Raw genomic sequence first — 14,128 nt, 5'->3', positions numbered from 1 at the left:
TAATTGGAGTGATATGAATTAAGACTTTTATTATATGAATTCGTTTAACAAAGATTAGAAAAAATTTAACTAAATTAATGGAACGCATCCGATTAGTCTCTACGATGTAATTAGGTAAAGGGTTGTTTTTCTTTAGCTTTGCGGTTCAAAATGGATATTAATACCGATATAATTATAGTTGGGGCTGGTCCTTGTGGGTTGTTTGCGGTTTTTGAAGCCGGTTTATTAAAAATGAGATGCCATCTCATTGACTATTTGCCTATTGCCGGCGGACAACTCTCAGAAATCTACCCAAAAAAGCCCATCTATGATATACCCGGTTATCCGGAAATCCTTGCGAGTGATTTAGTCACTAATTTATTAAAACAGATTGAACCCTTTAAACCTGGATTTACACTTGGTGAACGCGCCGAAACATTATTAAATCATGGACACGAAGGCTTTGAAATTGTAACGCATCTCGGAACACGAATTAAATCAAAAGTTATTGTTATTGCTGGTGGACTTGGTTGTTTTGAACCCAGAAAACCAGAATTAGAGCATTTAACTAAATTTGAAGATCATGGTGTTGATTATATTATTAAAGATCCAGAAAAATATCGAGGAAAACACATCGTGATTGCAGGTGGAGGGGATTCTGCTTTGGATTGGTGTATTTATTTAGCCGACATCGCAGCATCTATTCATTTAATCCATAGAAGATCAGAATTCCGCGCTGCACCAGAATCTGTTGAAAAATTAAAAAGACTCAGTGATTCAAATAAAATCAAGCTAATAGTAAATGCTGAACTCAATAGCCTGAAAGGAAATCAGAATTTGGAAGGAATCGTGGTAATGACTGAACAAGGCCCATTGGAAATTGAAACAGAATATTTAATTCCACTTTTTGGGCTGAGCCCGAAACTAGGACCCATTGCAGATTGGGGTCTTCAAATTTCAAAAAGTGCAATCGATGTAAACACATTGGATTATAGCACCAACATTCCTGGAATTTATGCAATCGGGGATATCAATAATTATCCTGGAAAATTAAAATTAATCCTTTGTGGCTTTCATGAGGCAACATTAACGATGCAATCTGCATACAAGATTCTTAATGAAGGAAAGAAACCCAGTTTTAAATACACAACAGTAACAGGAATAAACAATTTATGATACATTCCATTAATGATATATAAATTGAATTCAATGGAATGGCTTACCGTATATATTCGAGATAAAAATCAGATAGATCATGCAATTCAGATCCCAAACGAGGCTTCCTATAGCCTTATGGAATTGCTAAAAGCATCTGAACTACCAATCCTTGGTACCTGTGGAGGCATGGCTTTATGTGCTTCATGTCATATATACGTGCACTCTGAAAATATCTTGCCTGGAATGAAAGATGCTGAAGAATTATTGCTTGACAGTTTAGTAAACAGCCAAACAAATAGTCGTTTATCCTGCCAAATTCCGGTTGGAGATTATTTGGATCAACTGATAATAGAAATAGCAGATCAATAAATGTTTAAACAATATGAAAATAGACGTGCAATTGCAGCATTAATCGCAGTTTGTATTATTTGGGGAACCACCTATCTCATCAATAAACTTGGCGTGAGCAGCATGCCACCGCTTTTTTTTACTTCCATAAGACAATTGACTGCTGCCATTCTGTTATTAATGTATTTGTTTCTTATTAAGAAGTTAGCTTGGCCCGATCGATCATTTATTAAACTTCAATTGGTTTTAGCATTATTATTAATCAGTGGTGGAAATGGTTTGGGTATATATGGCTTGCAATATATTGATAGCGGCATTTCTGCAATTCTTGCTACATTTTCACCTATACTCATAGCTTTTTTATTATCCATCCTTCAAAAAGATCATCATATTTCAAAATGGACCTGGCTGGGATTGGGTTTAGGCTGCTTCGGAATCCTGATTATTTGTTTACAAAAAATCGGAATGCATCCAGGGAAAGCTTCTATCGTTGGAATAGGATTTACCATGCTATCAATTATTACCTGGGCATTTGGATCTGTTTATAGTAAAATAAAGAAGCACCATTACAATCCCTTTTTGTCTGCTGGATTTCAAATGTTATTTGGTGGAATCCCTGTTTTAATTATTTCTTTATTTACCGAAAAACCTTGGAATTTCCAAATTGAAACGTATCATATTTTGATTTGGGCTTATGCCATTGTTTTAGGTTCATTGGTTGCCTATTCTTGCTTTATTTACAGCCTAAATCATTTACCGGTAACGCTGGTCAGCATCCATACGTATATTAATCCTATAATCGCTATTTTATTAGGCGCTTTGTTGCTTGGTGAAATAATTAACTTTTGGATTCTGATTGGTGCAATTGTTACTCTTACCGGGGTATACCTTGTAACGAAGCACAGTTAATTGTATTTAATTTATTCCGAAGATTCAATAAATTCTCCTTTTTGAATTAATGTGTGAATTTCATTGAGGATCGTAGCCTTAATCTCCTGTTCAATTAGGGGATCCACTTTGATTAATGCAAACTGCAATTTATACCTAATGTCATCTTTACCAATGTTTGCGATTTTAAAATTTGCAGAATATTTTTCATAATTGGGAATAAATCTTTCAAGTACAGATACGATCTGCTTTTCTAATTCCAATTTACTGATTTTTATTTTATGGGATAAAGTAAAATCCAAATTGTACTTTCTAATTTCCTTCTGAGTAAAATTTACCAGATCACTAAAATATGCCTTCGTATTTGAAATATAAATAATATCGTCATCATCATTTTGCAATACAATTTTGTGAATATTAATATCAATTACTTTTCCCTTTTGATCTCCAATTCTCACATAATCGCCAATTGCGAGATCACGCGAGAAACTTATATTGAAACCACAAATAATATCCGTCACCAGTTCTTTAGATATAATCGCAATTGCAGCAGCGACAATACTAAGTGAAGTGAGTAGCTCCTCGGGTTTTAATCCAAAGAAGCCAAGTATCATGACCACGACCCCTATACCAGATAAGATATAATAGATATTTTGAAGTCCGATAATGACATTATCCGAATATTTATGCCCAAATTTCTTGCGTTTACGATAGATAAATTGGCTTAACCTGATTCCCAGATTGATGGACGTCCAGAAAATCAAAAAACTAAATAGCGGATATAATAAATTAGAATTATCAACAAAAGATTGTAAAAAATCGGATCCTAAGCCATAGCGCAAAGCGATCAGAATGATTAAAATCACTAGTTTTATTATAAATTTAAAAATATTCATATCCGGTGCTGCTAATTATTAATAAAAAGTCAAACTGCGCATTTCAATTCCGCCAAACCGTGTAAATTTACGAATCCCAAAGCCTAAAATTAATTGGAGTGTTTGAAATAAATATTGATTTGCAAGGCACTATGGCAATTATTTGTGTGCTTTGCATTATTACTGTGTGTGTTTTTGAGTTTGTCAATGGCTTTCATGACACTGCAAATGCCGTTGCAACCGTGATATACACCAAAAGCCTAAAACCAATACCTGCTGTAATCTGGTCAGGTATCTGGAATTTCTTAGGCGTTATTTGCAGTTCCTACATCTTTGGAATGGCCGTAGCCGGCAAAATAGCGGCACTGATTCCCTTAGAATCTGTGCTTACTCGTGATTTCTCTGAGGCCATCGCTATGATTGTATCGGCATTAATTGGTGCAATTATCTGGAATGTAGGTACTTGGTACTTTGGCATACCTTGTTCAAGTTCACATACGATGATCGGTTCCTTATTGGGAGTAGGAATTGTTTTTTCATTATTACCTGGAAGTGGAGACAAAGTGGGTGTAAATTGGGGCGAAGCGTATAAAATCATGAATTCCCTCTTGATTTCACCTCTTTTTGGGTTTTCAATGGCAATTGTGTTGATGTTTATGCTAAAATCCTTTGTAAAGGATAAAACCATCTTTAAAGAACCAGAAAACGACCAAGCTCCCCCACTTTGGTTAAGGGCTATCCTTATTGGAACCTGTACATTGGTTAGTTTTTTTCATGGTAGCAATGATGGTCAAAAAGGGGTTGGGCTGATGCTCATAGTGCTTATGGCATTTATGCCCATGCAATACGCATTGGCACCGGATTTTAATAAAGATGAGTTTGCTCATACTTTAAAATTGATGAAAGAATCCTTAAATCGAGAATCTACATTAAACTATGAAATGGAACGTACTCTTTGTGCCAGTGCAGACAAATTGGAACATTTTGAGAAATACATTGAAAGTTTAAATGTCAAACAAGGCCGCCAGCTGATGATTGCCCGCAAACAAATGAGTGTACTTTCAAAGGAGCTTAAAGTAATCGTGTCAGAACCCAATTTAATTACTGAAAAATCTAATCAACGAATCTTAAAAGATGGAATTCATAAATTGAATAAATACACTACTTATGTCCCGGCATGGACCATTTTATTGATTTCTATTTCTTTGGGGATTGGCACTATGATTGGTTGGAAACGAATTGTTGTAACAATTGGTGAAAAAATTGGTAAACGGCACATGACATTTGCTGAAGGGGCTTCGGCTGAACTCGTAGCCTCAAGTACCATAGGACTAGCATCCGGTTTGGGACTACCCGTATCGACTACGCATGTGCTCTCATCAGGTGTTGCGGGTGCAATGGTTGCATCTAAAGGAATAAAGAATCTTCAAAAAGGCACAGTTAAAAACATCGTGTTGGCTTGGATCCTTACTTTACCGGCTACCATTCTATTAAGCGGTGGCTTGTATCTGTTGATTCGTCATTTTATCTGATCAGCGTAAAAGTTGTGCGCCTGTTTTTTTGATGATCATCTTCTGAACAGGAATCACAAGAACAATTAATAGCCGGATCGTTTTCTCCATACCCTGTATGAAATAATCGATTGGAATCAATACCCTTTGCTATTAACCATTGCATTGCAGCATGCGCTCTTTTTTCGGACAATTCAAGGTTGTATTTTTCATCGCCTCGGCAATCTGTATGAGAACCCAAACGAATCCGTATCAACGGATTTGTATTTAACAAACCTCTTAATTTTTCCAATGAAGCCACAGCATCTTGTCTTATATACCATTTATCAAAATCATAGTACAATTCAGGAATTACAAATTCTTCGTCATAACGAATCGGGATTAATTCTACAACTAGTGTTAATATAAACAAACTGTCTGCAGTCAATTCAGGTTGCGCTGGCGTGGTGAACGAAAATTCATTATTCAAATAATTCTTCTTACTTGCCAAGAATGTGTATGAATCGCCTGGAAGCAGCTTGAGTGTAATCCGTGAATTTGATTTTGAATTGACAGAATTCTTAGAAATTTTTTCTATTAAATCGACTGAATCCACCGGAATTTGCTTTGGCGATTTATATGATTCTGCTGTCACAAATTGAATATTCGCCTGTACATCCCATTTAAACTTTTTAGGACCTTGGATACTTGGAATCTGCGAGCGTTTTCTTAATTCTACTGAATAAATTTCATCTTGACGATTGAAATTTCTGTTTGAGCTCAACAGTGCTTTTTGAAAAACAGTATCATTCGCCACGAAGCTTTTGTCAATAAAAAATCCAAAATCATCTGCTTCCGAATTAATATCTGGTTTCAAATTGATGGGTGGAGTCCATTTTGAATCCGAAATTTTAAATGTTTTAAATACGTCCAAGCCGCCTAATCCAGGATGCCCATTGCTGCTAAAATAAAGTGTGTCATTGTACCAAACAGGAAATTTTTCATCATATGCTGAATTGATTGGTTCTCCTAAATTCTCCGGAACAGTCCAACCCTCATTTCCTAAATAACTTAAATACAAATCATACTGCCCTATACCTCCCGGTGCATTTGAACTAAAAACTAAAATTGAATCCGATTTGTATAATGCAGGATGATAAACATTTGAATTGTCAAATCCTAAATCTAATCGTTCCGGCTCGCCCCAACTTCCATTAATATACTCAGATTCATAAATTTTACAATAGTCTTCGGGCTGATCATTTGCATCACATCTTGTAAAGTAAATTTTATTTCCTGTAGAATTAAAACAAAATGAACCTTCATTTGACTGGCTGTTGATCGGTTCCGGCAACGATACGACCAAACCGTTTTGAAATAAATATATATCCGAAAAGCTTCTTCCTGTCCAGCCAAACTTAGAATTATCATGTCTTGTCTCAGAAAGTCTATCAGATACAAAATATAGTTTTGAACTGTCAACAGAAAGTGCTGAATAATCAGACGCCTTATCGTTAACAGCAGTAAAATTGGTCAATTTATAATAGAAATCTGTTCTTTGTTTAATCCACTCCAAATTTAGCTTACAAATTTGAATATCCTTTTTATACTCCATGCCACCTTTTAGCTCTTGCATTAATTCCTGATAAGCTAAAATAGCAGCTTCATAATCTCCTGTGTTTTTCAAAGCGATTGCATATTCCTCCAATGCTTTCAAACCATAATTCCAATCATAAGCCTTTTTGAACCATCCAAGCGATTGGTCGTAATCACTCAAATATTTATAACTCTGGCCTAATTTAAATGCTTTGAATGCTTTTTCCTTTGGACTTGAAACTTGATCGATTTCATTCTTATAAAAACCAATAGCATTTGCATACTGTTTGCTTTGAAAGGCCTGATCCCCTGTTTTGATTTTAATTTGGTAGCTGCAAGCTGCCAATAGCAAGGTCAACAGAATTCCAAACTTATTCATCCAGATAATAACGCTTTAATCGTTTCAAAGTTATACAGATATTCTTAAAAATTACTAATTCAGAAAACTCATATGAAACGCTCCTCGTTAACTAAATGCAAGATTTATTCGTGTTTATTTGAACAGGGTATGACAACTTACTGTTCGCCCATTTTATCCATCCATTCTAATTGATTAAATACAATCGATGAAATTCAGCTTTCAATAGCTATTTTAAGCTCATATGTATATTTTCCATCAACTCTCAACTGATTCATACAGATCAAATTCTTAAAAAAGAAGCAATAAAGCAAAGGATATTTCATTTATAAAAAAAAGCGCCATTTAGTAATTAACTAAATGGCGCTTTATATCTAATATTAAATTTAAACCTTAGCTACTTGTTTCGTCAGCTTACTGGTTTCTTTTTTAATTGTATATTTTAAATTTTTTGTAAAGTCAATAACAATAGGCATGGCAACACATATCGAAGAATATGTACCAATAATAATACCTATAATCATGGCGAAACAAAATCCTTTTGTACTTGAACCCCCAAAGAAAAACAACAATATAATTGTCAACATGGTAGCCAAGGATGTATTAATGGTACGCGACAACGTTGTGTTAATGGCAGCATTCACCAATTCCTTGTCTGACTTATCACTGTCCATTTTCAAAAATTCCCGGATCCTGTCGAATACAATAACAGTATCGTTCATTGAATAACCAATTATTGTCAATACCGCTGCAATCAAAGTTTGGTCAACTTCCATTGCAAATGGCAATCGGCCATGAAATAACGAAAAGGCTCCCAAAACCACAACGGTATCGTGAAATAAAGCGACAATAGAGCCCAGACTGTATTGCCATTTATAAAACCTAAACAGGATGTATATAAATATTACTAAAAGCGATAATAAAATAGCTTTATAAGCACTTGCCTTTATATCATCTGCGATGATGGGTCCTACTTTACTAAAAGAAGTGATATGAGTACTAGAATTTTCGTTTTTAACAAAATCCTCATACTTTACATCTTCTCCAGTTGCTTCATTGATCCCTTCGAGTAATTTATGATTTACTCGATCCACCACATCTTCACCCGTTTCATTGATTAAATAAGATGTTGTTATGTTATAAGTATTTTTAGAATCCACACTTTTTACAACTGGATTTCCCTCAAGGCTTTTGGTTAAAGAGTTTCTTAGTTTTTCTACATCAATATTTTTATCAAAAGAAACATTATAAGAATAACCACCTTTAAACTCGACACCTAATTCAAAACCTCTTGTAAAGAATGAAATGAAACTAATTATGATCAAAGTTAGAGAGAAGATGTAGTTGTACTTTCTATGTCCAACCCAATCCACATTAATGTGTTTAAACGCAGTCTCCGTTATTTTACTTGAAAAACTCAAAGCTTTTCCTTTATTGATAGTCCACCAATCAATTATAAGTCTGGACACCAACACTGAAGTAAATAATGAAAAGATAATACCGATGATCAACACGATTGCAAATCCTTTAATTGGACCCAGACCGTAGATAAATAAAACGATACAGGTCAACAAAGAAGTGACGTGAGAATCTATGATTGCAGAATATGAATGATAAAAACCTTTTTTAATGGCCTCTAAGTAGGTTCGGCCAGCTGCCATTTCTTCTTTTATACGCTCATAGATAATTACGTTTGCATCCACCGCAATACCCATGGTTAAAACCAAACCAGCAATTCCCGGTAAGGTTAAAACAGTTCCAAATGATGCCAGGGTTGCTAATATAAACAATACGTTTAAAAACATTGCAACAATGGAAACAAATCCACCGCCCGTATAATAAACCACCATAAAAGTCAGGACGAGAAAAAACCCACCCAAAATCGACCACAATGATTTTACAATATTTTCTTTTCCTAAGGAAGGACCGACCAAAGACTCCTGAACGATTTTAGTTTTTGCAGGCAATTTTCCTACTTGCAAAATATTAGCTAAATCTTTTGCTTCGTCGATGGTAAAACTTCCTGAAATCTGAGAATTACCTCCAAGAATTGGTTCACGAACACTTGGGCAGGATACGACTTCATCATCTAATAAAATGGCAATTTCTCTTTTATTATCATTGGCAGCTCTCGTAGTCATATCTCCCCAAATCTTTGACCCCTTATTGTCCATTGCCAAACTTACCACGACCTCACCGGTTACGTTATCCGGATTGGCTGAAGCTCTGGCAATATGCTCACCATCTAAAGGAGCAGCAGATGCCCCCGGACGTTTTTTGATAGCATAAACTGCATAGGTAGTAGAAGTGGTATTATCCGTGGTGTTTTTTATTGGCTTATGATCCAACCTAAATTCCATATCTGATGGTAAAAAGGGTTGAACTTCTTGCTTATTTACCAATTCTAAAAATCGACTTCTATTTGATTTTTCAACAGTTCCAATGATAGAATAAGCGCCAGCTGCACCTCCTGAAGGTGTGAAAATACTGAGCAATGGACCCTTTTCAGATAATGGATCCACCGCGCGGATTGTATCTGTACCCACTAAGGTTGAATCCAAACGATTCCCTAAAGAATCACGTGTGTATTCGTATTTATCCTTTAAAGTATATTCATCTTTAATTACAGTTGAAGTATCCCCTTTTGCAAGGGCTTTCAGTTTTTTATCTACATTAATAATGGCTTCATATACACCTGGATCAATGTTTCTATAAACTTCCCAAAACTCCAATTTTGCACTTGCCTGGAGGTATTTTCTGGCACGTTCAGGATTATCGATGCCAGGTAATTCAACAACAATCATATCTCTGGCTTTATCCAAAGAAACGTTGGGCTGAGTAACTCCTAATTTATCAATCCGGTCTTTAAGACGTTTAAAAGTTAAATCAACGGTTTCGTCGGCAATTTGGCGAAGAATTCGGGCCACATCAATATCCGAAGATTCAAAGTTGATCCTATCTTTCATGGTAGAACTGCGGGAAAATAGAACAGCTAGTTTCTTTCCACCTGATTCCTTTTGGTATTCCTGAACAAAAAGGGTAATAAAATCCGTTTGGCTCGTTTTCATACGCTCCCCAGCGTTGTGAATTGCTGTTTTAAAAGCGGGATCCGGATTGTTATTGGATAAGGATATCAACAATTCACTTAAATCAATTTGAAGTATGGAGCTCATGCCCCCTTTCAAATCAAGACCCAAAGCCAGTTGCTGCTTTTTTAAATCGGAATACGTATATTCCTTAATAAGTGGAATCCTGAAAATCTTCTCACTTGAAAGTGAATCCAGGTATTTAATCCGATTTGCCTTTATAGCAGTTTGTTTGGCGAGATCATCCGTAATTGAAGCACTTTGTTCTTCAGCATACTGCTCCGCATCCCGCTCTACCCTGTTTGTTGGCAGGTAATAAACAAATTGCAAAACACAAACAAATATGATGGCGAATAAAAGCCACTTCACAATTCCTTTCTCAGACATATGTAAAAATTCTTAAATTTTTGGAAAACGTCGCAAATATAGTGCTTCCAAGCGAATTGAGATTGATTTTCAGGATTTTCCTAAGGTTTATTTTAAAGCTTATTATTATTATGTACTTAATTTATAAGATCTTATATAAATTTTTAAAACGTATATGTTCCACGGAGGGTTAAATTTCTAGGGGCATTCAGAATTCCAGGTCTGATACTGTAGTCTTCATTGAACAAATTATCCACATTTATCTGGAAGTCCAAATGTGCAAAATGGTACCCCATTCTAAAGTCATAAACCCGATATCCATGGTTGTGGGTTGTTCGATAATCCTTTATCCCTTTAATAAATACATTCAATTCAAACAACCAATCAACGGCATGCATATGGGATGCATAATTAAATGCCATGCCCATATAAAAGGACTTATAGTCCACTTGGAGATCCGATCGAAAGAGATGCTTAGACCTATATTTAAGGATATTTTCATCGGAAGATGAATTGGCTGCATTTTGTTTGGCCCTGGATGCCGTATCCCGTCCATTTATAGGCAATTGTTTGCCTGCCAGATCAAATTCTAAATACTTTGGATTGATGAAGGTATATCCTCCTCCAAAAGTAAGCTTTGTCTCACCCATTTGCATTCTAGCCAATAATTCTAACTCAAACCCTCTGATATCTGTATCCCCAATATTTCTGGATTGAAATTGCAATTGGTTATTCAAAACAAATTCCATCATGTCATAATAGCGCGATTGGAATATTGAAAAATCAATCAATCCTTCCAAATTTTCAAATTTTAGCAATTGCTTCATTCCAAGCTCAAAGCTTGAGCCTCGTTCTGAATGCAGATTTGGATTTGGGACAATGCTTAATCCTCCTGCTTTTGTGCTTATAAATTTTTCGGCAATCGTTGGGAATCGGTATCCTTGACCGTAAGATCCCCGCAAATAAGTTGCTTTAAATACCCTGTAGTTGATACCAAATCGAAACAAGGTAGTGTCTTCCGTGACTTTTGGATCAATAGATACCCCTGATAGCGATTCAGGTCCATTAATTTGATATGACTCATATCGAAGGCCTCCACTTAAAATGAGCCGACTAAAAAGACTTTTTTCAATCTGACCAAAGAAAGCTAGATTTCTGTGTGTAAATCGAGTATCGCTATAAAGCTCTGCAATGGTCCAGGATTGGGTGTACAGCGTACCGGCTAAACATTGTAATCCAAGCTTTTTAAACGATTTTCCGATTTGGTATTCTGTGTAAATATTGTTGCTTTTATTTTCCTGGTTATTATCTGCACCATTAAAAACATGATAAAATCTGGTTTTAAGTTTATGCTGGAAGCCATTTTTGCTTTCATAATTTACAGAAGGATCTATCGTAAATCTTATTTTGTTACTCGAACTGGAGGATCCCGGAGCTCCTTCAAAATAGCCATTGTCTTTCCAGTAGAAAAAACTTGAACTTTCACCTTGATTGTAATTTAAACCTAAATTGAGGGTAAAACGATCATGAATTCGTTTACGTACTAATAAATGGATCCGTCCATTTTTAGAATTATGATCTTTATTATAACCTGTTTTACTTGTAAAACTCATACTGGCAGACAAATCAGCCCAGCTATATCTTTTACGATGTACAAAATTTACGATTCCTTCATAAGGAATTGCCACCACACTGTCTTTACCCCACCATTGCTTTCCGCTTGATGGATTTAAATAGACTTTTGGAATAAATGAAATGCTTGTAAAGGGGTCCGAGCCAGGAAAATTGGTTCTAAAATGAATAATCCCATTCATTGCGGAGCTCCCGTAAAGGGATGAGGAGGCACCTTTTAAAATTTCAATTTGCCCTAAATTTTCCAATGGCAGATCATCCCAGTTGGGATACCCTGCATCGGGATTTAAAACAGGCAAGTCATCCAACAATAACAAAACCCTGCTTCCAGCCCCATAAGAATACCCAGATCCTCCTCTAATATTTGCCTGACCGTCAATGATCTGAACACCCGGCACCCGGTCTAACAATTGCGCACAACTGTTTGTGCTTAAGCGATCTGACAAGGATGCTTTGATCACGTTAATAGAAACCGGTGATTCTTCTATAGGTTTCTCGAATCGGGAAGATGTGATCACGGTTGTATTAAGCAGATACGATTCCGGCTCCAATTCAATAATCAGATCGCTTGGTTCTGTAAGCGACAGTATAAATTCTTTATAACCAACCATTTTAACTAATACGGTACGGATACTATCAGGCAACTCAATTTCAAATTTTCCAAATTCGTCAGTAAATACTGCCAACTTGCTTGTGGCAACGGTTACCCCCTGCAATTCTGCTCCATTTCTAATATCTACAATTTTTCCTGTATACGTGTGTGATTGTGCAGACAAAAAGTTTAACAACAGGAAACCAATGAATCCGGAATAAAGTATTTTCTTTGTCATTTAAAATTCTTAACTTGCATTAAAATATACCTCGTCAAATATGAAGCATTTTTACCTGATCATCTTGAATTTCTTTATCGTATGCTCCGTACAATCGCAAAATTGTTTACCTGACTCGATTTATAGAGATTCTTCTGCAGGAGTTTATCCTAAACCTGTAAGTCCGACAAATCCCAATGGAGGCATCACCAAAAAAGCGTGCATCAATAAACCCTATGAATTTGTATTTACCGTAGTGGTGCCGGATACAGTACTTGTTCCAGCATTTCCATCTCCAATTGCGCTTGAAAAAGTAGCCATTGATACAGTAAACGCAATAACAGGATTGCCTAAAGGAATTAGTTATGCATGCAATCCTCCCAATTGTGTTTTTAATAAAAATACCTCAGGTTGTTTGGTTTTACGAGGAACTGCAACAACAGATAATATACCGGGAGATTTTAAACCCATAATTAAAATGACATTAACGATTAATTTGGGCATCCCTTTTCCATATGTAACCGAATATCCCGGACCTGCTTTTCCAGGTGAGTATATTTTAACGCTTGTCTCCGAACAAGACTGCGCTTCAGCAAGCCATCAGGAAGATTTGATTATAAATTATTGGTTCCCAAATCCAACCAGTGGGCAATTAACAAATAAATCCAATTCCATTGAACAAATTAAAGTAATGGATACTCAGGGACGTATCATTCAATTCAATAATAATTCAAAGAATACAATTGATTTGAACACGATAAGCAATGGCGGATTATTTTATATTCAGTGGATCGACGGTTCAAAATTACTAACACAGCAAATTGTAATTAAATAATTAGGTAATATCCAATTTGCTTTTGATTTTTTTCAAACTATAAATCTAGTTTGATTAGCTTATAATTACTTTCAAAAAAGCGTTTGACTTTGGCGATGACCAGGTAATAAGAATTAATTTTTGGATAACTTATTAAACGCTCAGTTTAATTGCCTATTCCTCTTCGTCAAGTTCTTCATAGAATATTGGATCAATCATAGGCAAGCCAATAAACATGCTTTCTTCTTTACTTACAGACATCATCCTTAAAATGCCTCCTGAAGCTCTTGCAATTTGTTCAGCATATGCTATAAAAGATGAATACAATTGACTGGCTGTACGCATATTTAATTTGATGAAAATATCATTGATTGCCACTAATTTTTTAGAAATTTCGCGACTTCTTGAATCTGCATCCTTAGGAAGCGATCTTAAGAATTTATCAAACAACTCACTATATTGTGAATCCACATCTTTATAGTAAGGTTTTAAATCAAAATGATTGCTATAGCTCCTTATTCTTACAATTTTTTCAGCCCATGCTTTTTCATTCAGGTCGATATCATTATCTGCCCCAGCAATTAAAATGGCAATAAGTGGAATGGCTTCAATAAGAGTTTGGTACTCCTCGTCTTTTAGAGCTCTAAATGCTGAAATCATAACATCAGTTTTTGATAAATCGGTACAAAACGTATTACAAATCTAAAACGAAATTTGAAGCCATGTAAT

Annotated in this window: 10 protein-coding genes; 5 read left to right on the top strand and 5 right to left on the bottom strand. The window is 35.5% G+C overall.

What is annotated here, in order from left to right; genetic code table 11:
• Positions 1 to 150 precede the first annotated feature (150 nt).
• Genes IPK91_01325 through IPK91_01315 form a run of 3 tightly spaced genes read left to right on the top strand, consistent with a single transcriptional unit; the run spans position 151 to position 2,394 of the window.
• On the top strand, positions 151 to 1,155 hold the full coding sequence (locus tag IPK91_01325) for an NAD(P)/FAD-dependent oxidoreductase (protein ID MBK8295937.1): 1,005 nt from the start codon (positions 151 to 153) through the stop codon (positions 1,153 to 1,155).
• Between the two features lie 33 nt (positions 1,156 to 1,188).
• Positions 1,189 to 1,506 carry a 2Fe-2S iron-sulfur cluster binding domain-containing protein gene (locus tag IPK91_01320; GenBank protein MBK8295936.1) on the top strand — a complete coding sequence of 106 codons (318 nt, stop codon included), beginning with the start codon at positions 1,189 to 1,191 and terminating at the stop codon, positions 1,504 to 1,506.
• On the top strand, positions 1,507 to 2,394 hold the full coding sequence (locus IPK91_01315) for an EamA family transporter (protein ID MBK8295935.1): 888 nt from the start codon (positions 1,507 to 1,509) through the stop codon (positions 2,392 to 2,394).
• 11 nt (positions 2,395 to 2,405) lie between these two features.
• Here IPK91_01315 and IPK91_01310 read toward each other — a convergent pair whose 3' ends face one another.
• Positions 2,406 to 3,239: a mechanosensitive ion channel family protein gene (locus IPK91_01310; protein MBK8295934.1), complete on the bottom strand. Its 834-nt coding sequence runs from the start codon at positions 3,237 to 3,239 to the stop codon at positions 2,406 to 2,408.
• Positions 3,240 to 3,400: 161 nt separating this feature from the next.
• On the opposite strand from IPK91_01310, the gene IPK91_01305 reads away from it, so the two are divergent.
• Entirely contained in the window at positions 3,401 to 4,780 is a 1,380-nt protein-coding gene (locus IPK91_01305) for an inorganic phosphate transporter (protein MBK8295933.1), read from the top strand.
• Here the strand turns inward: IPK91_01305 and IPK91_01300 are convergent.
• The 3 genes from IPK91_01300 to IPK91_01290 form a co-directional block, all read right to left on the bottom strand.
• On the bottom strand, positions 4,773 to 6,713 hold the full coding sequence (locus tag IPK91_01300; protein MBK8295932.1) for an OmpA family protein: 1,941 nt from the start codon (positions 6,711 to 6,713) through the stop codon (positions 4,773 to 4,775). The genes IPK91_01305 and IPK91_01300 overlap by 8 nt on opposite strands.
• A gap of 365 nt (positions 6,714 to 7,078) precedes the next feature.
• Positions 7,079 to 10,165 carry a protein translocase subunit SecDF gene (gene secDF, locus IPK91_01295; protein MBK8295931.1) on the bottom strand — a complete coding sequence of 1,029 codons (3,087 nt, stop codon included), beginning with the start codon at positions 10,163 to 10,165 and terminating at the stop codon, positions 7,079 to 7,081.
• Between the two features lie 143 nt (positions 10,166 to 10,308).
• Entirely contained in the window at positions 10,309 to 12,606 is a 2,298-nt protein-coding gene (locus tag IPK91_01290; GenBank protein MBK8295930.1) for a TonB-dependent receptor, read from the bottom strand.
• Positions 12,607 to 12,646: 40 nt separating this feature from the next.
• Between IPK91_01290 and IPK91_01285 the strand changes: the two genes are divergently transcribed.
• Positions 12,647 to 13,420, top strand: coding sequence for a T9SS type A sorting domain-containing protein (locus IPK91_01285; GenBank protein ID MBK8295929.1), 774 nt, complete (start codon positions 12,647 to 12,649; stop codon positions 13,418 to 13,420).
• A gap of 153 nt (positions 13,421 to 13,573) precedes the next feature.
• On the opposite strand, the gene IPK91_01280 is transcribed toward IPK91_01285, so the two are convergent.
• Positions 13,574 to 14,059 carry a hypothetical protein gene (locus IPK91_01280; protein ID MBK8295928.1) on the bottom strand — a complete coding sequence of 162 codons (486 nt, stop codon included), beginning with the start codon at positions 14,057 to 14,059 and terminating at the stop codon, positions 13,574 to 13,576.
• Positions 14,060 to 14,128 lie beyond the last annotated feature (69 nt).

The sequence above is a fragment of the Saprospiraceae bacterium genome (genome assembly GCA_016712145.1).
In the GTDB taxonomy this organism is placed as follows: domain Bacteria; phylum Bacteroidota; class Bacteroidia; order Chitinophagales; family Saprospiraceae; genus Vicinibacter.
The sequence above is the reverse complement of the archived record's forward strand: the minus strand, read 5'-3'. Positions and strand labels throughout refer to the sequence as shown.

Coding starts and splice junctions, on each gene's coding strand:
- IPK91_01325 (MBK8295937.1), top strand. CDS start 151: ATGGATATTAATACCGATATAATTATAGTTGGGGCTGGTCCTTGTGGG.
- IPK91_01320 (MBK8295936.1), top strand. CDS start 1,189: ATGGAATGGCTTACCGTATATATTCGAGATAAAAATCAGATAGATCAT.
- IPK91_01315 (MBK8295935.1), top strand. CDS start 1,507: ATGTTTAAACAATATGAAAATAGACGTGCAATTGCAGCATTAATCGCA.
- IPK91_01305 (MBK8295933.1), top strand. CDS start 3,401: ATGGCAATTATTTGTGTGCTTTGCATTATTACTGTGTGTGTTTTTGAG.
- IPK91_01300 (MBK8295932.1), bottom strand. CDS start 6,713: ATGAATAAGTTTGGAATTCTGTTGACCTTGCTATTGGCAGCTTGCAGC.
- secDF (MBK8295931.1), bottom strand. CDS start 10,165: ATGTCTGAGAAAGGAATTGTGAAGTGGCTTTTATTCGCCATCATATTT.
- IPK91_01290 (MBK8295930.1), bottom strand. CDS start 12,606: ATGACAAAGAAAATACTTTATTCCGGATTCATTGGTTTCCTGTTGTTA.
- IPK91_01285 (MBK8295929.1), top strand. CDS start 12,647: ATGAAGCATTTTTACCTGATCATCTTGAATTTCTTTATCGTATGCTCC.
- IPK91_01280 (MBK8295928.1), bottom strand. CDS start 14,059: ATGATTTCAGCATTTAGAGCTCTAAAAGACGAGGAGTACCAAACTCTT.